The 20867-nt window shown below is 47.3% G+C and carries 14 protein-coding genes, 1 CRISPR repeat array and 1 riboswitch; of the genes, 3 read left to right on the top strand and 11 right to left on the bottom strand.

Features of this window, described 5'->3' with window-relative positions; translation table 11 throughout:
• Positions 1 to 29: 29 nt before the first annotated feature.
• A riboswitch (Fluoride riboswitch) is annotated at positions 30 to 92 on the bottom strand.
• Between the two features lie 204 nt (positions 93 to 296).
• Positions 297 to 1244, top strand: a complete 948-nt coding sequence (locus SK066_RS06290; RefSeq protein ID WP_250344664.1) for an ATP-binding protein — start codon at positions 297 to 299, stop codon at positions 1242 to 1244.
• A gap of 75 nt (positions 1245 to 1319) precedes the next feature.
• Positions 1320 to 2231: a tetratricopeptide repeat protein gene (locus SK066_RS06285; protein WP_320544042.1), complete on the top strand. Its 912-nt coding sequence runs from the start codon at positions 1320 to 1322 to the stop codon at positions 2229 to 2231.
• A 311-nt stretch (positions 2232 to 2542) separates the two neighbouring features.
• Here the strand turns inward: SK066_RS06285 and SK066_RS06280 are convergent, their stop codons facing one another.
• From SK066_RS06280 to SK066_RS06230, 11 genes are all read right to left on the bottom strand, one after another.
• A complete protein-coding gene (locus SK066_RS06280) occupies positions 2543 to 3862 on the bottom strand; it encodes a replication-associated recombination protein A (protein ID WP_320544041.1) in 1320 nt (439 codons plus the stop codon).
• Between the two features lie 420 nt (positions 3863 to 4282).
• Complete coding sequence (locus SK066_RS06275; protein WP_320544040.1) at positions 4283 to 6439, bottom strand: HelD family protein; 2157 nt, start codon at positions 6437 to 6439, stop codon at positions 4283 to 4285.
• Positions 6440 to 6802: 363 nt separating this feature from the next.
• A complete protein-coding gene (locus tag SK066_RS06270) occupies positions 6803 to 7396 on the bottom strand; it encodes a hypothetical protein (protein WP_320544039.1) in 594 nt (197 codons plus the stop codon).
• 262 nt (positions 7397 to 7658) lie between these two features.
• Positions 7659 to 8414 (bottom strand): tRNA threonylcarbamoyladenosine dehydratase, encoded by a 756-nt coding sequence (locus SK066_RS06265; protein ID WP_188776122.1) that lies wholly within the window; start codon positions 8412 to 8414, stop codon positions 7659 to 7661.
• 297 nt (positions 8415 to 8711) lie between these two features.
• Positions 8712 to 10493 (bottom strand): aspartate--tRNA ligase, encoded by a 1782-nt coding sequence (gene aspS / locus SK066_RS06260; RefSeq protein ID WP_188776121.1) that lies wholly within the window; start codon positions 10491 to 10493, stop codon positions 8712 to 8714.
• Positions 10494 to 10546: 53 nt separating this feature from the next.
• Positions 10547 to 11791: a histidine--tRNA ligase gene (gene hisS / locus SK066_RS06255; RefSeq protein ID WP_188776120.1), complete on the bottom strand. Its 1245-nt coding sequence runs from the start codon at positions 11789 to 11791 to the stop codon at positions 10547 to 10549.
• A gap of 679 nt (positions 11792 to 12470) precedes the next feature.
• Positions 12471 to 13130, bottom strand: coding sequence for an SUKH-4 family immunity protein (locus SK066_RS06250; protein WP_320544038.1), 660 nt, complete (start codon positions 13128 to 13130; stop codon positions 12471 to 12473).
• A 626-nt stretch (positions 13131 to 13756) separates the two neighbouring features.
• Positions 13757 to 14212 carry a hypothetical protein gene (locus tag SK066_RS06245; protein ID WP_188776118.1) on the bottom strand — a complete coding sequence of 152 codons (456 nt, stop codon included), beginning with the start codon at positions 14210 to 14212 and terminating at the stop codon, positions 13757 to 13759.
• Positions 14213 to 14302: 90 nt separating this feature from the next.
• Complete coding sequence (locus tag SK066_RS06240) at positions 14303 to 14809, bottom strand: type 1 glutamine amidotransferase domain-containing protein (protein WP_320544037.1); 507 nt, start codon at positions 14807 to 14809, stop codon at positions 14303 to 14305.
• Between the two features lie 581 nt (positions 14810 to 15390).
• Positions 15391 to 16096: direct repeats of the CRISPR family, unit length 32 nt; unit sequence ATTTCAATCCACACTCCTGTACAAGGAGTGAC.
• 136 nt (positions 16097 to 16232) lie between these two features.
• Positions 16233 to 16700 (bottom strand): D-aminoacyl-tRNA deacylase, encoded by a 468-nt coding sequence (dtd, locus tag SK066_RS06235; protein WP_320544036.1) that lies wholly within the window; start codon positions 16698 to 16700, stop codon positions 16233 to 16235.
• Positions 16701 to 16909: 209 nt separating this feature from the next.
• A complete protein-coding gene (locus SK066_RS06230) occupies positions 16910 to 19090 on the bottom strand; it encodes a RelA/SpoT family protein (RefSeq protein WP_188776115.1) in 2181 nt (726 codons plus the stop codon).
• Between the two features lie 355 nt (positions 19091 to 19445).
• Between SK066_RS06230 and uraA the strand changes: the two genes are divergently transcribed.
• Positions 19446 to 20765 (top strand): uracil permease, encoded by a 1320-nt coding sequence (gene uraA, locus SK066_RS06225; protein ID WP_320544035.1) that lies wholly within the window; start codon positions 19446 to 19448, stop codon positions 20763 to 20765.
• Positions 20766 to 20867 lie beyond the last annotated feature (102 nt).

Genomic DNA, 20867 nt, shown 5'->3' with positions numbered 1-20867 from the left:
TACCTGAACAAAACATGGATCGCCCATGCTTACAGGTAGGAGTCATTAGCTGATGTCAGCGGTTTATGGCGAACTCCATCGCCGATTACGTTATTCCTATCATACTTTATCCGGTTCGATGTGTAAATATGTGTACATCAATCCCTCTACTCCTTCACACTCACGATCTATCTCGCTATCTTCATCTATATAGTAGAAAAGGGAAATCGATAGTGGTGCAGATAACTCCGTATGAGTTATGATGTTACTACATTAGCAAGTACAGCAAGGCAAATCTACATATGGAGTGGTGTACAATGAGCGATGATCATGAACAACGCCGCAAAAATCTAAAAGTGATTCAATTTGATAAAGATTCCAACGATCTAGTTGAGCTGGAAAAGCCGGTTATCACATTTGACGATGTGGGCGGTATGGAAGACATTAAAAAGAAAATTCGTATGAACTTTATTTTGCCACTCAAGCAGCCCGAGCTATTCGCTGCCTATGGTAAGCAGGCAGGCGGCTCGATTCTACTTTATGGGCCGCCGGGCTGCGGAAAAACGTTTCTTGCGCGCGCGGTAGCAGGCGAGATTAATGCTAGCTTTTTGCATCTGGAATTACAGGCGATCCTGTCCATGTATGTAGGCGGTAGTGAGCATAATTTGCATGATGTATTTGAAAAGGCTCGCGCAGAATCGCCTTGCGTTCTCTTTATCGATGAGCTGGATGCGCTCGGCGGCAGTCGTCACAATATGCGTCAGCATCATGATCGAATGCTGGTGAACCAGCTGCTGCTGGAATTAGATGGATTAGCGAGCTTTAATGAAAATGTATTTATTATTGGAGCTACGAATACGCCGTGGTATCTGGACTCGGCGCTACGTCGACCAGGACGGTTCAACAATCTGCTGTTCGTCTCACCACCAGAGGAGTCTGAGCGCAGCACGATTCTCGATCTGAAGCTACGCGATAAGCCTGCCGATTCGATCAATTTTAAAAAGCTCGCCGCGAATACTGCGCTCTTTTCCGGAGCTGATCTGGAGCAGCTTGTACGCGATACGATTGAAATTGCACTGGAGCGAGCGATGGAAACAGGAGAGATTCAGCCGTTGACAGATTTGGATTTCAATCGTGCACTCAAAACGCGTCAGCCGTCTACAACCGAATGGTTCGCTACAGCGCGTAACTATGCAACATTTAGCGATACAAACGGGGAATACACTGCCGTGCTCGATTATATTAAAAAGCATAAAATCCGCTAGTCGATGCTGCCGAATCGTTGTTCTACGTATAGGATCAATGATTCGGTAGCTATTTTATGATCAGAGGAGCCGCTTATGAGTAATTATACGAACGAGCCTGATCTGTCTGGCCTTCGGTCGGAACGGATTGATCGTCTTTTGCAATGGGAGCGTTATGACGAGGCGTTGCGCGAAGCGGGCGAATGGCTGCGCGAGGCGCCAGAAGAGCCTGAACCTTATAATGCGCTAGCAACCATATATATGAGTATGGAAGAGCTCGACCAATCGCTGGAAATGACAGCTCAGGCGCTGCGTATGGAGCCGGATAATGAGGATGCGTGGTCGATTCGTGCTTTCGTTTATTATGACCAGCACAATTGGGAGCTGATGCAGCCTGCGGTAGAAGAAGTGCTGCGTATTAATCCTTATCGCGCGCATATGTATTATCTGATGGGCAATATGTACAATACGAAGGGTAAATTTCAAGAGGCAGCTGAGCAGGTCAAGGAAGCGCTACGCATATTGCCAAGTAGCGGACTCTATCTAGCGTTGTATAGCTATGTGTTAGCGAATATGAATCAGAAGCAAGCTTCGCAGGAAGTCGCGATGGAAGCATTACAATATGATCTGGAGCAGCCGCAAACCTTTATGTATCTGGGCTGGGCGGCAGAACGACGCGGCGATGCCAAAACCGCCAAACAGATGATGGAGCAAGCGATTCGGCTAGCGCCAAACAATGAGCAGATTCGTACCGAATATATGGAGGCGCTGCAAAAGAACTACTGGTTTTATCGTATTTTCACGTTACCGTTATTTTTACGCAAGCTAAAACGCTGGCAATTGCTGCTGATCTGGTTCGTTTCATGGCTGCTATTCCGTCCACTGCTCATCGTGATGATCATTCTGTATATTGTGAGTCATTTGCTCAGTAAAGCGTTTGTTCACTTGCAGGTGTATGGCTGGCATCGCGCTCCGAAAAGTAGAAAGAAGACGATAAAAAAGAGGTAGCTAAGAACGAGGTACTTTATTATTCAGCGCGTAGTATAAGCAAAAGCCCGACGTTTCGATGTGAATCGGATTCACGTAGAAGATGTCGGGCTTTTCGGCATGTGTGGAGTTTTTAGATATTTCTGTATATAGATGCTTAGCTAGTACACCATATCGGGTTCATGCCAAGCTTTGCCGCCACCTATAGAAACATAGAATTTGTCATTTGTTTCTATAGAAGCATCTGGTTTATTGTATATTTTTATATCGGGACACTGTATTAAATGGATACTGTTGTGTCTGTTGTGCCTCATGCACCCCACACTATTCCCTTAATTCTTCCCACGTCTCCGCTCCTGATTGAGCTTGATCTTCGATTCATTGCCCTGCTCGGTCGCTTTGTAGAAGACGCGTCCTGATAGGTTTTTGGGTAAGTATTCCTGCTCTACATAATGGTTCGGGAAATTATGCGGGTACTGGTAGCCCTCATGTCCAAGCTGCGCGGAGCCTTTATAATGCGTATCGCGCAGATGTAATGGCACCTCTGCCGACTTGACGTCATCCATCGCCGACATCGCTCTTGAAATAGCGGTATATACCGCATTCGACTTCGGACTTTCGACTGCAAACAGAATCGCTTGCGCGATATTCAGCTTCGCTTCTGGCCAACCATTCGTACGATACGCATCGAGCGCGCCCAGTGCCTGTACCATCGCCTGTGGATTTGCTAGTCCAATATCCTCACTACTCGCCGCGATTAAGCGTCGAATGAATGTCATCGGATCCATGCCCAGCTTCTCCACCGCATACAGGAACCAGAACAATGCAGCATCACTGGAGCCGCGAATACTTTTATGAAAAGCAGATAGCACATCGTACTGAGTTGACTCATCCGCACGTACAATTGGGCGGCGAATCGATTCCTCTGCCACCTCCAGCGTAATATGGATCGTACCATCCTCCTGCGGTGGTGTCGTAAGCGCAGCTAGCTCTAACGCGTTTAGTGCACGCCGAACGTCTCCATTTGCCATCGATGCGATATGCTCCAGCGCAGCATCGTCGGTCTGTAGCTGCATAAAGCCTAGTCCACGCTCCGCATCATCCAGTGCGCGACGCATTGCAATTAACGAATGCTCCCGACCGAGCGAATGCAATTGGAATAAGGTAGAACGACTCATCAAGGCACCATTTACATAATGAAATGGATTCTCTGTTGTTGCACCGATAAAAATAATCGTGCCCTTCTCCACCGCTGGCAGCAATGCGTCCTGCCTGGAGCTATTAAAGCGATGCACCTCATCTAAAAATAAAATCGTCTTCGTACCATATAACGATTTGTTCGTTCCAGCACGCTCAATGACCTCACGCACATCCTTGACTGTCGCATCGACCGCATTCAGACGTACAAACTCTCCCTTCGTATGACGGGAAATAATATGCGCGAGCGTCGTTTTCCCACATCCAGGTGGCCCATATAAAATAATCGAGGATACTTGATCCGCCTCAATCGCTCGGCGTAACAGCTTACCAGGACCAACGATATCCTCCTGCCCGATATACTCATCCAGCGACTGCGGACGCATCCGATCGGCAAGCACGCCCATACCATCCGCAGCCGTATTATTTTGTTCGTTAAAGGAGAACAGGTCCATGGAATCACGTCCTTTTATCATATCCGGCAAGTGCACGGTGTGTATTATCATGTTGCTTCCATAATCGTGAAGGCTTTACAATCTGCCTTTCCTATTTTACCACTCTACGCTTCGATTGAAAAAGAAAGAAGCCTTCTGTCTATATACCGTTATCAGCGTATAGGCTTCATCTGTTTCCATAGGAAGGTCAGACGAAGCACCGTGCTGTTAGAGTATACAGGACAGAAAAGCTTCTTTGCAGAGCTAGTCATATGATCTCATGTACGATCTTGTACTGTAGGTTGATTCGTTATGTTGTCATCGTTATGAGATATATGGCTTTTAAATTACATTTACCATCATGTCGCATGCTATACGTGGTGGCATACCAGCATCACAACGCTTGAAGCATCTATTTGCATCCACTCATTTATCGCATCATTATGCCTCTACTGATTCCAGTTGCGGCTGACGGACATAATCCGGTAACGTCTCTCCACATAGTAACCACAGCTCATGCAGCGCACGCGTGCAGCCAACATACAGTAGTCGCGCATCCCACGGATCATTGTGATAATGAGCTTGATCCACATCCGTCAGAAGCACCGCATCGAACTCCAGCCCTTTTGACAGGTACACTGGTAAAATAGAATGTCCACCCTGATACGTTGCTTTACCACCGTCGATCAGATGCAGATCAAGTCCAACGGCGGTTAGCTGCTCATGTAATTCCCTTGCTTCATGCAGTGTACGTGTCAGAATTGCGCTTGTACGGAACTCCTTCGCTTGTAGCTCCTGCCAGTGCTGGGCGATCATCTCTACTCGCTGCGGAGCAGGGCATTCTAATAAACGCACCGGGTCACCACTACGGAAGACAGGCACCGCTGTAATCCCATTGCGTACGCCATGCTCCAGAATAATATTCGCAAATTCAATAATCTCCATCGTAGAACGATAGCTTCGTGTCAGTGGGAAATAATCCGTCTGCTCGCTATTGAACAGACTGCTCATCTCCTGCCAGTCATGCACACCACGATACGCGTGAATGCCCTGCGACAGATCGCCAAGAATCGTAAATGAGCCTCCACGTACATACTGATTCAGCAAGGCAACATGAAATGGTGAAAAGTCCTGCGCTTCGTCAATCACCACATGGTCAAAGCGATGCTTGCTGTCCATCTCATGCAGAAGCGTATGAATATATACGAGTGCAGGCAGGTCTTCATCGCGAATACGATCTTTTTTCAGCTCAGCCGAGACTGCCTTGAGCATGCCTGCTGGCAATTGCGACCAGATCTCTTCTAGCTGCTCTGCGGTGACAGCGCTTTTGCCTGCTTTGAACAATTGCTTGTACAGTGCGATTGGTTCGTAGCGTGGCCACTTGGCGGCATATGATTTTTCACGCTGTGCTGCCTTTTTGCGGCGTTCCTTACGAATCGCCTCGGATGGTGCTTGCTTCAGCTCCATCTCAATCCAGCGATGCAGCCTTGCAAGCACCCGTTCCTTGCGCCGTGCCAGCGGATACGGACGATACTCGACATTGTACCATTCCAGAATCTGCTCTCTCGTCAGCACCTTGCCATCCCATGGACTAAATTCTTGCTCTGGCACCGAATGCTGCTCCAGCAGGCCGACATATTGCTGTAATAGCTCCATAAATGCCAGCGACCCTTTATACCGCGATGGCGTAGCATCGCTAACGTCCGGGCGTGTGGTCGTCTCGAACCATTCCTCATACGTTTCTGACTGAGGTACAAGACGAATATCGCTTTCCAGTAGCTGCTGCGCCCAATCAGCAAAGGTGCTTTGCTGAATATCGCCCACACCAAGCTCTGGCAATACTTCGGAAATATAATCTAAAAACATATGGTTCGGTGCAAAAATAATCATACGCTCTGCCGATACCTGCTCCTGATACTGATACAGCAGGAAGGCAAGACGATGAAGCGCTACCGTCGTTTTACCACTACCGGCAACGCCCTGAATGATTAGCGCCGTATTTTTGGCTGCACGGATAATACGATCCTGCTCTGCCTGAATCGTGGATACGATATCCCGCAGTTTGTTATCTTTATTTTCGCCTAATCGATATACGAGAAATTCATCGGTCACGACAGGCTCGCTACTTTCACGATCATACGTATCCGCAAGTCGTTCCAGCATTCGTTGTCGAATGACCAAGTTACGCTTGAGGAATACAAGCCCCTGTACGATCCCTTCCGGTGCTTCGTACTCGGCGATCTCTTCCCCACCGGTGAACGAGTAAAATAAGCTCGCTACGGGTGCTCGCCAGTCAACGACGAGTGGTTCTTCATCAATCTCGGTTTTGCCCACACCCACCTTGCCGATATACAGCGGGCGACGTTCGCCCTGCTCGCCTTCCGCAAAGTCGAGTCTGCCAAAGTAAGGCTCTCTTGCACTCTTCGTGAGTGTCTGCCGCTGCTGCTCGCGCCCTGTCTCCAGCACCTGCTCGGTGAAATCATGTCCGGTATAGACCGGAATGTCCGTCAGCCGCTTGAGCTGCGCGTCTACCTCTTCCAGCGTGAGCAGCAGCTTGCTGTGCTCTTCTTGATAGGCACTTTGAAAATCCTTGTCCATTTCAGTTACCTCCTAAGAACATCGTTATGTGTCCTCTGTCCCTCAAATAACGAGCAAAAAGCACACCCAGTCCGCTCCAAGACCATGAAGGTGATGGAGTGTTGAATGTACTTTTCATATGTTTGCGCTTTGTTTATAGTTTGAGCCATAAAGTTATCCGTGCGCATCATCGGTTCGATGCATTTCGGAACAAAGGATGTTTAGTGTAGCATAGTTTGCAGGGGAGCGCTAGTGGGAATTATTGCAGATAAGTGTATCGTTGGTTATGGGTAGGTGTATGGTTTGTTAGAATGAAGTGTATCGCTGTTTTGGCAAAATGACTGCAATTGCGCGCTAAATTTTATTGATTTTTGATCTATATCGTTAAAAAACTTGTGTTCTTCTAAGCTTTGTACCGTTTTGTAGCATTTCAGCTGCTAACTGCTCGCCAAACATAATTCTAGTTTCATCCAGAGCATTGTAGACTGAAAAGTCACCCTTGTCGGTGGCGATATATAGACCACTTAATATCCAGTCCGAATGCTTTATGCCATTTTGTTCTGGACAATCCTTATTATCGATGACTATTGTTTCAAAACCATATTCTTCAATTGCTAATGATTGAATACTCGCTCCTTTAAACTGCTCTGTGAAGCTTGCATAGCTTCTCCACTCATATGTAAATGTTCCATAGTCCTCTATCTCTAATACTTCTAACGCCTGACTGCAATCAATTTCATTAAAGCTAATCGCCATATCATCAAATTTGTAACAAAAAATCTCCAATTGATCCTGTTCCGTTTGCAATAAAAACGGCGCATCTGCATTATGCTCATCATAATATATATCCCACATGATCATTCCTTCGCGGATAATCCCATGCTTGAGCGCCTGTAGGCGTTCCATTAAAGACTGATTCTGTTGAATTTCTTCTACCGTTGTATGCCAGACTGGCCGATAACTTGGAATATTAAACATGCTCTCCCCCTCTTTTCTAAACATAAAGCTGGCTACATCTATTATTGTAATAACGCGTCAACAACAGATATAACCAGCTTATTCGAAACATTAACCCACTACAATACTGCTTTGGAGCAATTGGTCGATACGTCTACAGTGGTTTACAGCTTCCGTATTCGCAGACTTATATGCCAGCTCCTATGGATGTCGCACAATCTGTATTTCCATACAGCAAGCGCTATTCAAAACAATCAACGCCTAATTCAGCGTAAATCCGCTTTTAAAGCTCAATCCCGTTCTTTTCCAGCAGCTCACGCACAACGACACTCACCATAATCAGTCCTGCCACTGGCGGCACGAAGGCATTACTTGCTGGCGGCTGCTTCGCTTTGCGGATTTCCGGTGCATTCTCTGGAACGATCTTTTGCGTGACATCCACACGGGGCTTCATTGGCTCCTCGGTTGAAAATACAACCTTCACCCCTTTACGGATACCTTCCTTACGCAGCTTTGTACGTACGACGCGTGCGATCGGGTCCATATGCGTTTTGGAGATGTCTGCAACCTGGAAGCGAGTCGGGTCCATTTTGTTGGCAGCACCCATACTGGAAATGATCGGGATACCGCGCTCTAGACACTGCTTGATCAGATGGATTTTGTAAATGATCGTATCCGATGCATCGACCACATAATCGAGATCGTACTTGAACAGCTCCTCATACGTTTCCTCGGTATAAAACATATTCAGTGCGATCGCTTCACATTCCGGGTTGATCAGCTTCACACGTTCGACCATCAGGTCTGCTTTTTTCTGACCTACGGTTGATGTGAGCGCATGAATCTGACGGTTAATATTCGTAATATCGACAACATCCTTATCGATCAGGATGATGCGACCTACACCAGTACGCGCCAGCGCTTCAACGGCAATCCCACCTACACCGCCAATACCAAGCACAGCAACCGTACTATTTTTCATCACTTCAATGCCTTCCGGACCAAAGGCAAGCTCGGTACGGGAAAATTGATTCAGCATTTCAGTTCAGCTCCTTTCCATCTACATTTATTGTTGCGTATGACCACTGCGTATTAACACCTACCTGTCGCTAGCTAGTACATACGTCAGTTACAATTGAACTCTAATCCAAGCCCACGTCAAACTAATCGTACACTGTAGCGACTATAGGCGACAAGTTAGTTTTACATTGACTCTATCCACAATAATCCATGATACCACATACCCACAAAACAACTGCTGCAATCGTCCAATGATCGATTGCAGCAGTTGTGGATAGTGCATGTATATATCATTCCGATAAATCAGCTAGAATAATTAGCTTTTGTCGACAACGAGCTTTTTCGGTGCCAGACGGATGTGCAGGTCTTCCAATTGAGACGCTTCTACCGGAGCTGGAGCGTCCATCAGCAGATCCGTTGCATTCGCTGTTTTCGGGAATGCGATCGTTTCACGCAGGTTCGTGCGACCAGCCAGCAGCATAACGAGACGGTCAAGACCGAACGCGATACCACCGTGTGGAGGCGTACCATATTCAAACGCATCCATCAGGAAGCCAAATTGCTCGCGTGCTGCTTCTGGTGTGAAGCCGAGCATTTCGAACATTTTCTCTTGCAGATCACGTTTGTAAATACGCTGGGAACCGCCACCCACTTCATAGCCGTTCAATACGATATCGTACGCTTGCGCACGGATTTTGCCAGGGTCTGTATCGAACAGCTCCAGGTCTTCCTCGTAAGGACGTGTGAATGGATGGTGTTCAGCTACATAACGCTTGGAGTTCTCATCGTAGCCGAGCAGTGGGAAGTCTACAACCCATGCAAATTTATAGCTGTTGTCGTCGATCAGACCGAGGTCACGACCGATTTTCACACGCATTGCGCCAAGTACATCGGCTACAACCTGCTTCTTATCTGCCGAGAATAACAGCAGGTCGCCTTCTTCAGCACCTGTCGTTTCGCGCAGCTGCTGAATTTCGTCTTCGCTCAGGAATTTCACGATAGGGCCGCGGAATTCGCCTTCTTTGACTTGAATCCATGCCAGACCTTTTGCACCGTAACGTTTTGCATATGGCTCCAGGCTGTCGATCTCTTTACGCGTCCATGTGCCGCAGCCTTTAGCGTTCAGCACTTTGACTTCGCCACCGTTTTCGATCACGGATGCGAATACTTTTGCACCGCTGTTTGCAACGATATGGCTTACGTTAACGAGCTCCAGACCAAAGCGCAGGTCAGGCTTATCAGAACCGTATTTGTCCATCGCTTCTGCATGCGTAATGCGCTGGAACGGAGTTGGGATATCCACGTTGATCGTTTCCTTGAACAGACGTACCATCAGCTGCTCCATCATACCGAGCAGCTCATCGCGCTCGATAAACGAAGTCTCGATGTCGACCTGTGTAAATTCTGGCTGACGGTCTGCACGCAGGTCTTCGTCACGGAAGCAACGAGCGATCTGGTAGTAACGCTCCAGTCCACTCACCATCAGCAGCTGCTTGTAAATTTGTGGTGATTGTGGCAGTGCAAAAAATTCGCCTTCATGCACACGACTTGGTACGAGATAGTCACGCGCGCCTTCCGGTGTACTTTTGGTCAGAATCGGCGTTTCGACATCGATAAAGCCCTGCTCATCGAGGAAGTCACGGAAGATTTTTGTTGCTTTTGAACGTAGCATCAGTGTTTTTTGCATTTCTGGACGACGCAGGTCAAGGTAACGATATTTCATACGCAGCGATTCGTCTACCTCTACACCATCTTCGATGAAGAACGGAGGTGTTTTCGCCGCGTTGATCACTTCGATCTCTGTAATACGCACTTCGATATCGCCTGTTGGCAGGTTCGGGTTGATCGTTTCCTCGTCACGACGAACGACTTCACCTTTGACAGCCAGTACATATTCGCTACGTACACGGTCTGCAATTTGCAATGCATCGCCGGAGAACGATGGGTTGAATACGATCTGTACAATACCTGTACGGTCACGCAGATCGATAAACAATACGCCTCCAAGGTCACGACGAGTTTGCACCCAGCCGTTCAGTGTTACCGTTTCGCCAATGCTGGCAGCGGTCAATTGTCCGCAGTTGTGAGTCCTTAACATGTTATACTCTCCTTTTTATCCAATGCTTGATTGTGATGAGAATGTAGTTCAACTTATTTCAAATGGTCAGCAAGCTGAGCCAGTTTTACATTTTGTTGTTCACCCGTGTCCATTGCTTTAAGTGAAATTTCGCCACGCGACAGCTCATCGTCACCGAGAATCGCTGTATAACGTGCCTGAAAACGGTCAGCGGATTTCATTTGTGCTTTGATTTTGCGTCCAAGATAATCACGCTCTGCGGAGAAGCCGAGTGTACGTAGCTTGAATAGCTGCTTTACGGTTTCTTTTTCCGCCGCTTCGCCAATCGCTACCAGATACACGTCAATCGGCTTCACTGCTGGCACTTCGACTTCCTGACTGGCCAGAATGAGCTGTAGACGCTCCATTCCAATACCAAAGCCAATTCCCGGCTGATCCGGGCCGCCAACCTCAGCCACGAGCTTGTTGTAACGTCCGCCGCCACCGATCGTATCGATTGCACCGATGCCCTGCGCTTTGTATTCAAACGCTGTATGCGTGTAATAATCCAATCCACGTACGAGACGCTCATTCACACGATACGGAACCTCCATCGCGGTCAGATGATCCTTTACCTGCTGGAAGTACGCTGTACTCTCTTCATCAAGACTATCCAAAATGGACGGTGCACCGACAAATTTATCCTGATCGACTTTGCAATCGAGCACACGCATCGGGTTACGCTCCATACGATGCTGACAATCCTTGCACAGTGTATCCTTCATCGGACGCAGGAAGCCGAGCAGCGCTTCATTGTAAGCTGCACGTGTCTCAGAAGTACCGACCGAGTTGATCTCAACCGATACATCCTTCAGACCCAGCTCCTTGAAAAATTGCAAGCCCAGTGCGATAACCTCTACATCGATCGCTGGATCGACCGACCCAAACGCCTCAACACCAAACTGGTGAAATTGACGATAACGACCTGCCTGCGGACGCTCATAGCGGAACATCGGTCCCATATAATACAGCTTGCTCACATCTGGCTCACCATACAGCTTGTTCTCCGCATACGCACGAACAACGCCTGCTGTCCCTTCTGGGCGAAGTGTCATACTGCGATGACCTTTATCCTCGAAGGTGTACATTTCCTTCTGTACGACATCTGTTGTTTCGCCGACACCGCGCTGGAATAGCTCGGTTTGCTCAAACATCGGTGTACGAATCTCCCGATAGTTAAAACGTCTGCACAGATCTCTTGCCTTTTCTTCAACATACTGCCATTTCTCCACAGTACCTGGCAGGAAATCCTGCGTGCCTGTTGGTTTTTGAAACGCCATAATTGCTCCTCCTTCTTAACTAAAAACCAGTGACTGGTTAGACGACTTAGATTAGAAAACACAAAAAAGCCCCACGTCACTGTTCGATCATACAAACAGGGACGAGGGACTGGATATACCATTCACCCGTGGTGCCACCCACATTTCGAATGCTGCCGTGTATACGGCTATTGTCTGGCTGATCGATATCATTCATGCAAAACGCACAGAATGAAATCTGCCAAAGCTCCCGGATACAACCCATCCAGATACATTCGCTTCATTAAGCGGTTAACGCCCGCTGACTACGCATGAGGTTACTTGGATTCCAAAAGTAGCATGAAGCACAGCCAACGGCTTGCCCATTTCGCGAAAAGCGTATATCCATTCGCGCTGCATCCTTTTCTATCTTTCACATCATGTTCTCGGGGAGGTCTTTTCGCACCGTCGTACAGGGAACCCTTGCAGCCCAGGGGGATTCCTCTCTTTTCCAAAATGGAACTGTCCGGTCTCGGTGGTACTTTTCCCGTCTATGAATCATTCATACAGTTGTGAGATATTTTGCTTTGCAAAAATCCTCTTTTTCATTGTACCTCGTGTGAGGAAATCACTCACACTAATGTATGGATATTTTGCTCTGCAAAAATCCTTTTTTTATTTCACCCCGTGTGAGGAGATCACTCACACTTGATTTCATAAATTATATTATACCATCTTCTAATTGTTCAAGCACTACTTTCCACCAGGAATTACGTTTCATGGCGATAGCGTCCATTTGGCGAAAAGATTGCTTTAATTGGCGCAAGCCTACTTGAAATTGTTGCTCTAGCTGACGATTCATACGAATCCGTTCTTCCTGCTCCGGTGTTCGCTGAATCGATTGTCCGGTTCGCTGACGTTCTCGCCAGGCTGCTAGCTTCTCTGCTGCTTCCTCAGCGGTATACGTTTGAGCTTCATATTCTGGCAATGGATGCTTGGCTACGAAGACCAGCAGTTGCTCCATAAAGTCCAAAAAGCAAAGCAACGAACGATTCAGGACAGCTATTGCAGGACGACCATTGCCTGTCTCCTCCAGCCGACATACTTCAAAGCTGGCAAGATCAAGCCCAATTAGCAGCCCTTCACTCCACTCTTCTCTAGCAATAATGAACCATTGCCGCTTACCTATCGAATGCATAAATGGCTCGCAAAATTGCACAGGAGCTATCGTATTGTCATTCTTAGTCGGTAGCATTGGCAAACCATACTGCATCAAAAAATCATGTACCTCCAAAGGCAAGGAAGCTTCATTAAGCAAATGATCTGCAACCCTGATCGATCCAGACGCATATAACATCGGATAGGGATGGTGATCAGTCATATGCTCAACTCCTCACTTCAGTACAATTAGACATAGCATGCAGGGCAAGATGTACAGCGCGAGACTATACGATGCTGGGGGCTCATGCTGGTTCCCTGGCAAAGATGGCACTAGAGATAGCTTCATGTTATATTTACCGATTGTAATGAACTACCGCGCTAAAGTCAATGCTCTAAGCACAAAAAAATACCTGCAGCAACGGGCTGCAGGTCAACAAGTATGTTAAAAGGGGGTCATGTGTTCATTATAGGTGCACATTGTTAAGGGAAGATGTTTCCTATATTACAGTTTCGTTACAATAGGTATAACTTATACGATCACTTAGCTGAAATGGGCTCAAAAGTTGCCCTTTTCTTATATATTTCCATTCCAAATAAAAAGTAGCTTTTCCTTCGTTATCCTTGAAGGGAAAGCTACTTTTATCGATTTCGTCTGTGTGTAATCTCATCTATACTACAGGCAACCATGCTCTAATCGAGTACAAATGTGTGGGATTCAGCTACGTTCTACATGCTGGCTTCACGATTGAAGGATAATGAAACGTAGCTATCGCCAAACACTATTTGATAGCGTTTACAATATCGCATGGTTGCTTATTGTTATGCTCTCGTAAAGTGAAGGAAGTTCTATTCAAGAACCTCGACAAATGCGTTGTTTGTACGCAGCTTTTGCACGACGCTTTCTACGTCTGCTTCCATCGCTGTAACGGAAAGGACGTATTTCAGATCGTCATAGTCTTTATCCGTTGCATTCATTGCGCTCCATGCGTCGTGATCATCACGTGCGTCACGGTCGGAATCATTATCACGTACTTCGTTACGATTCCCATCATCACCGATAATCGCTGTCGGTGGAATAATCGTTCCCGGGCCTGTACCTCCGGCTACGCCGCTCGTTGTGCCACCAGTTGTTCCTCCACCAGCATTGACTGGTAGCAACGGCACCAATACACGTCCGCCTTGATTCACCTGGCTTTCAAGGCGTCCCACCTCTAAATTTTTTACGTTCAATGTCTCTAATGAAATACGAGCGCTCTCTGCCTGATCCTCGGTACGAAAGTAAGCCTGAATATGTTGTGTCATCGTCATGACCTCCTCGCTATTGATCAGGCTGTAGCGATCTCCTCCCTACAGCCTGTCTGGTGTGGAGCAAGTAACGTGTGAACTAGAGACTTACAGTACTTTCAGCAGCTCACGTACAAATGCTGGCTCATCATCGGGGATACGGGATGTGATCAGATTGCCATCGACAATCGCTTCGCCGTCCTTAAAGTTTGCACCTGCATTCATCATGTCTACTTTCAGCGGTGGATAGGATGTGATCGTGCGTCCTTTTAGCAGATCCGCACTCGCCAGAATTTGTGGCCCGTGACAGATCGCACCAATCGTTTTATTGGCATTATCAATCTCGGTAACAAAATTCAATACATCCGCATTCAGGCGCAGATTCTCCGGTGAAGAGCCACCTGGAATGACCAGTGCATCATAATCGGAAGCTTGCACCTCAGTGATTGCTTTTTCAATTGTGTATTCCGCTTTGCCATTTTTGCCTGTTACCTTTTGACCCTTTTCCAGTCCGATAATATCAGCCTCATGACCAGCCTTCGTCAGCTCGTCGTAAGGTACCTGCATTTCGGAATCCTCAAATTCATTTGCCAGTAGAAATGCTATTTTACTCATGATGTTATCTCCTCTCCTGGATCGTGAAATGTAATTGATTCGGGTGCCCGGTGCTTGCAGGGCGGCGAATGTCCAATGTGCTCGGCTGGCTCTTGTGCTAGTGTGTATGGAGTTCGATCGATTGAATAGGAAGCACAGGTTATTGCTTTGCCGGGTGCAAGTGGGATGTAGGCTTGGGTTTCGTTAATGTTATTACCCTGTTGTTGAGCGGATATAACATGCTGGGGAAAGGAGTGTACTTGCTGTAGTGGGAGTGCTCGTATTCGAGCATGGTTGGCGACCCCACTCTGAAAAGGAATAAGGGCACGGACTCGGGTGGAGCGCAGGAATCTACGAATGATGAAGCAAATGTAGATTCCCGCCCTCCAAAGTCGTCCTTTGCCCTTATTTCCTTTCCTTCGTTCAGGTGGGGGAGATTATGCGAGTTGGGGATGGTGTCGTTTGTTCATGCAAGTGGGTTGCGTTGTTTTGGGGAGTAGGTGTTTTTAGTAATTTATTGATCAAAGTAGGTGAGTTTTTTAATGTGAAATTTCGTGCAAGGAGTGACCGTGTGTTACCTATTCATTTACGTTCCCCTAAGGATTTCAATCCACACTCCTGTACAAGGAGTGACAAGGCCAAGCGGATCTATTCGAATATTTGTAAAAATTTCAATCCACACTCCTGTACAAGGAGTGACGAGGATGGTTCGGAAGTGGAAGCAAATCCACATATTTCAATCCACACTCCTGTACAAGGAGTGACTTTTATTGTACAACCACGCGGGTATAGACTGTTTGAATTTCAATCCACACTCCTGTACAAGGAGTGACAAGACTAGACTTGATACCTCTCAATCGTTAGGTAATTTCAATCCACACTCCTGTACAAGGAGTGACCTTCTCTTGTTACTGGTATCCTCGGTAAATACGCGGTTACAAATTTCAATCCACACTCCTGTACAAGGAGTGACGTCTGGTGATCAGCTACCTGAATCCGATGGATGTTATTTCAATCCACACTCCTGTACAAGGAGTGACGGCGGTGACGATGCTGATTCCGACGATACAGCATCTATTTCAATCCACACTCCTGTACAAGGAGTGACAGAATTTTTCTCGCGAGGGCGAGGCTTATCCGCAATTTCAATCCACACTCCTGTACAAGGAGTGACTCGCTAAATATTTGGAAATGGGCATAGGCTATAAATTTCAATCCACACTCCTGTACAAGGAGTGACATGAGCGACTTTTCCCGAACTATATCTACATATCCAATTTCAATCCACACTCCTGTACAAGGAGTGACTGTACACCCGATCAGCCCTTATGTATCAACGCCAAAAGTGGCTAAAAGTGCGAACCTCTCTTTTAGCCTACTTCAAACGATACAAAAAAACAACAAAAATCCCCGCAGCCCTTGCTGGGTGCGGGGTGCGGGGATTTTATGTTAGCTTGGGGTTCGCATTTTTAGTAGGGCTATCGATGATGAGCGTAACAGGGCCCCAGTTAGTTAGAGAGACGTCCATGTCGGCACCGAAGATGCCGGTAGCTACGGTTAATCCGTGCTGCTCCAGCGCCTCATTGAAGGCTTCGTAGACAGGGATCGCTTCGTCCGGGCGAGCGGCTTCGATGAAGCTGGGGCGCTTGCCTTTACGGGAATCGCCATACAGGGTGAATTGGGATACAGACAGCACTTCGCCGCCGATATCGCTAATACCGAGATTCATTTTACCTGCTTCATCCTCGAAAATGCGAATACCTGCGACTTTGCCTGCAAGGTATTGTGCGTCTTCTACTGTATCGCCGTGAGTAACGCCGACGAGCACCATCAAGCCTTTTCCAATTTGTCCGACGGTATCGCCGTTTACGGTGACCGCTGCCTGTTTACAGCGCTGGATTACTACTCTCATGGGAATGATTCCTTTCGTTTACGAAATAGGATGTATAGTTCGTGGTATTGATAGATATAACAAAAGAAGCCAATCGCCGCTCATCACAGCGAGATTGGCTTCTTCGTAGAGCGGTTTTGTTGAGCGGATAAGCAGCTATTCACTCACATAGCAACACATTGTACTATGCTTTACGTATTACTAATAGCAGTTACTGGTATTACGAATGCTTACTGCATAATCCGGTGCACGGTATACACATCCTGCACGCGTTTAATTTTATCAACGACCGATTGCAAATGATCGGTGTTGCGGATCATGATCGTCATATGGATCATGGCCATTTTATTTTTATCGGAGCGTCCGGAGACCGCAGAGATGTTAGTCTTGCTCTCGGCAACAGTTTGCAGCACTTCGTTCAGCAAACCACGACGATCGTGACCGGTGATCTCGATATCGACGTTATAGTTCGCTTCCACTGCATCTTCCCACTCGACTTCGATAATACGAGCGGATTCGTTCGGATCATCGACATTCGGTACATTTGTGCAGTCGCTACGGTGAATCGATACACCGCGTCCGCGTGTAACATAGCCGACGATATCGTCGCCAGGTACAGGGTTACAACAGCGTGCAAAGCGTACAAGCAGATTATCGACACCCTTGATGCTTACTCCGTGGGTTGGACGGCGTTTTTGCTCCGGTGCAGCTGTTTTGACTTCCTTCACCTGATTAGACAGCTCGATCATATTCGATTCTTCCTGCTCACGACGCAGCTTCTCTGTCAGTCGTGTGCAGATTTGAGCTGCGGTAATGCCGCCAAATCCGATCGCAGCGAGCATATCCTCCACATCGTGAAAAGCGAACTTTTTACCAACCTCCAGCAGTTTATCATCACTCAGCCATGCCGAAGGCTCCAGGTTCAGACGCTTAATCTCACGCTCCAGCGCTTCGCGTCCCTTTTGCACGTTCTCCTCGCGTTTTTCCTTCTTGTACCACTGCTTAATTTTACTGCGCGCGTGGGAAGATTGTGCAATTTTCAGCCAGTCCTGACTTGGGCCATACGAATGCTTGGAGGTCAGAATCTCAACGATATCGCCCGTCTTGAGACGATGATCGAGCGGCACGATACGTCCGTTGACCTTGGCGCCGATCGTTCGGTTACCGACCTCGGTATGAATGCGATATGCAAAGTCGAGCGGCACCGAGCCATTCGGCAGCTCGATGACTTCGCCTTTTGGCGTAAAGACAAACACCAGATCAGAGAAAAAGTCCATTTTCAGCGATTCTACAAATTCAGAAGCATCCTGTGCTTCATGCTGAAGCTCCAGAATTTCTTTGAAAAATGGTACTTTATTTTCCATATTGCCGCCTGTAGAGCCGCCTTCCTTGTACGCCCAGTGTGCAGCGATACCGAATTCAGCCGTACGGTGCATATCCCATGTACGAATCTGTACCTCTGTCGGCTCGCCATTCGGACCTACTACGGTCGTATGCAGCGACTGATACATATTCGGCTTGGGCATAGCGATATAATCCTTGAATCGTCCTGGCATCGGCTTCCACAGCGTATGGATAATACCGAGTGTTGCGTAACAATCCTTAATATTGTCCACAATAATCCGAATCGCCAGCAGATCATAGATTTCGTTAAATTGCTTGTTTTTGTTCGTCATCTTCTGGTACACGCTATAAATATGCTTTGGTCGACCGGACAGATCCGCATCGATACCCATTTCCTGCAATTTTTCACGAATACGCACGATAACATTATCGATATATTGCTCACGCTCTGCACGCTTTTTGTGCATTAGGTTCGCAATACGATAGTACTGCTGCGGATTCAAGTAGCGAAGCGCAATATCCTCCATCTCCCACTTGATCGCGGAAATACCGAGACGGTGAGCAACCGGGCAGAAGATTTCTAATGTTTCATAAGCGATTCGGCGCTGACTTTCCTCGGACTGATATTTCAGCGTACGCATATTGTGCAGACGGTCAGCCAGCTTGATAACGATAACGCGAATATCCTGTGCCATCGCGATAAACATTTTACGATAGTTCTCGTTTTGCTGCTCTTCTTTGGAACGGAATTTGATGCGCTCCAGCTTGGTCAGTCCATCAACCAGCATAGCGCAGCTATCACCAAACCGAGTACGAATTTCTTCCAGAGGTACAGTCGTGTCTTCGACAACATCATGCAGCAGTGCAGCGATGATCGAGATGGTGTCCATCTCCATGCCCACCACGATATCTGCAACTGCCAGTGGATGCAAAATATAAGGTTCTCCCGACTTACGCACCTGGCCATGGTGAGCCTGATCGGCAAATTCATAGGCCTCCTGGATACGTTCGAGATCCTTTGGTTTTATATAGGCGGACGCCTTTTCAAGTAATCGCTCTATGCCCATGGAATCGTTGTCGTATCCTTTCTATTCATAAATAACGGTTTGTAAACCGACGAATATATACTTTTCATTTCATAAATCTTGAAAATACGTTCAATACAAGGCCTGATAAGCTACCTTACAGCCACAGGCACCAAAAAGGGGTTTCCTCTAATTATGCCTCTTGCACATAGCCGCGTCAACCGTTATACATGAAGGGTTTGTAAAGATTGTCGAAAGGCGGTGATTGAAAATTTTACATGCCTCACGCGAAAAACGATATTGAAAAAAGTGTGTAAAGTCATTACTCTAGTAAAGATGCAAATTTGCGGGGTTCCCGTGGACGGACAACATAATCGATAATTAAGGAGTGAATGCATTGCAACGCGAAATTCAGGTAAATGAAAGATTGCCACTCGGCCCTGGACTGCTGCTCAGTTTACAGCATCTGTTCGCTATGTTTGGCAGTACGGTGCTCGTGCCGAATTTATTTAAAGTCGACCCGGGTATGATTCTACTGATGAACGGTATTGGTACATTAATCTACATATGGATCTGTCGGGGCAAAATCCCTGCCTATCTCGGCTCCAGCTTCGCTTTTATCGCACCGGTTACGCTTGTACTGACCAAGTATGGCTATGGTGATAGCGGCTATTCGCTCGCACTCGGCGCATTTATCGTCACAGGTGTTATTTTTATACTGGTTGCACTGCTTGTAAAATATGCAGGCACCCGCTGGATTGACGTTGTCTTTCCTCCAGCAGCTATGGGCGCCATCGTCGCATTGATCGGTCTGGAGCTCATTCCTGTCGCTGCACAGATGGCTGGCTTTATCGCTCCATCCGGTGCTGACGCAGCAACATGGACGCCAGATGGACGTGTGATCGCTCTATCCCTCATTACACTCGGTGTCACACTGATCGGTGCTGTTACCTTCCGCGGTTTTCCGAAAATCATCCACATTCTGATCGGTATCGTCGTTGGCTATGCCCTTGCTTTCCCGCTCGGTCTTGCCAATACAGACCCGATTACCAACGCTAGCTTTTTGCAATTACCGCATATCACTACACCTTCATTCAATCTGTCGGTTATTTTGACTATTATTCCGGTAGCGCTGGTCGTTATCGTGGAGCATGTCGGTCACCTGCTCGTGACAAGTAATATCGTAGGTAAAACCCTATCCAAAGATCCGGGGCTACATCGCTCGCTGATGGGTAACGGTCTGTCGACGATTCTGTCTGGCTTTGTAGGCTCGACTCCCAATACAACCTATGGTGAAAATATCGGCGTTATGGCGCTTACTCGTGTGTATTCGGTATATGTGATCGGCGGTGCAGCGATTATTGCGATCGTCCTTTCGTTCTCCGGTACATTCACAGGTGCCGTGTCCGCTATTCCAACACCGGTTATGGGCGGCGTATCCCTGCTGTTGTTTGGCGTTATCGCCGCATCAGGTCTGCGTATTCTAGTTGAGCAAAAGGTCGACTACTCCAAAGCGCAAAATATGCTGCTGACTACGGTTGTCCTGATTACCGGTCTGAGTGGTGCGACGGTTACATTAGGCACGGTACAGCTCAAAGGTATGGCCCTGGCTACTATCGTCGGCATTCTGCTCAGTCTCTTCTTCCGCATTTTGCAGGTGACTGGATTGACCAATGATCGTAACGATGAAGCACCACCAGCGAAAATTCCAGATTAAGCTGCATCGATGCTACTTTTATATGCTGTGCTGCTACATCAATAACAATGAAGAATAAACAAATAGCTCCTATCATCCTTTTCGGTGATAGGAGCTATTTTC

The organism is Paenibacillus hunanensis (assembly GCF_034055775.1).
Lineage (GTDB): Bacteria > Bacillota > Bacilli > Paenibacillales > Paenibacillaceae > Saccharibacillus > Saccharibacillus hunanensis.
Note: the sequence above shows the minus strand (reverse complement) of the source record. Positions and strands in the feature narration are given on the sequence as shown.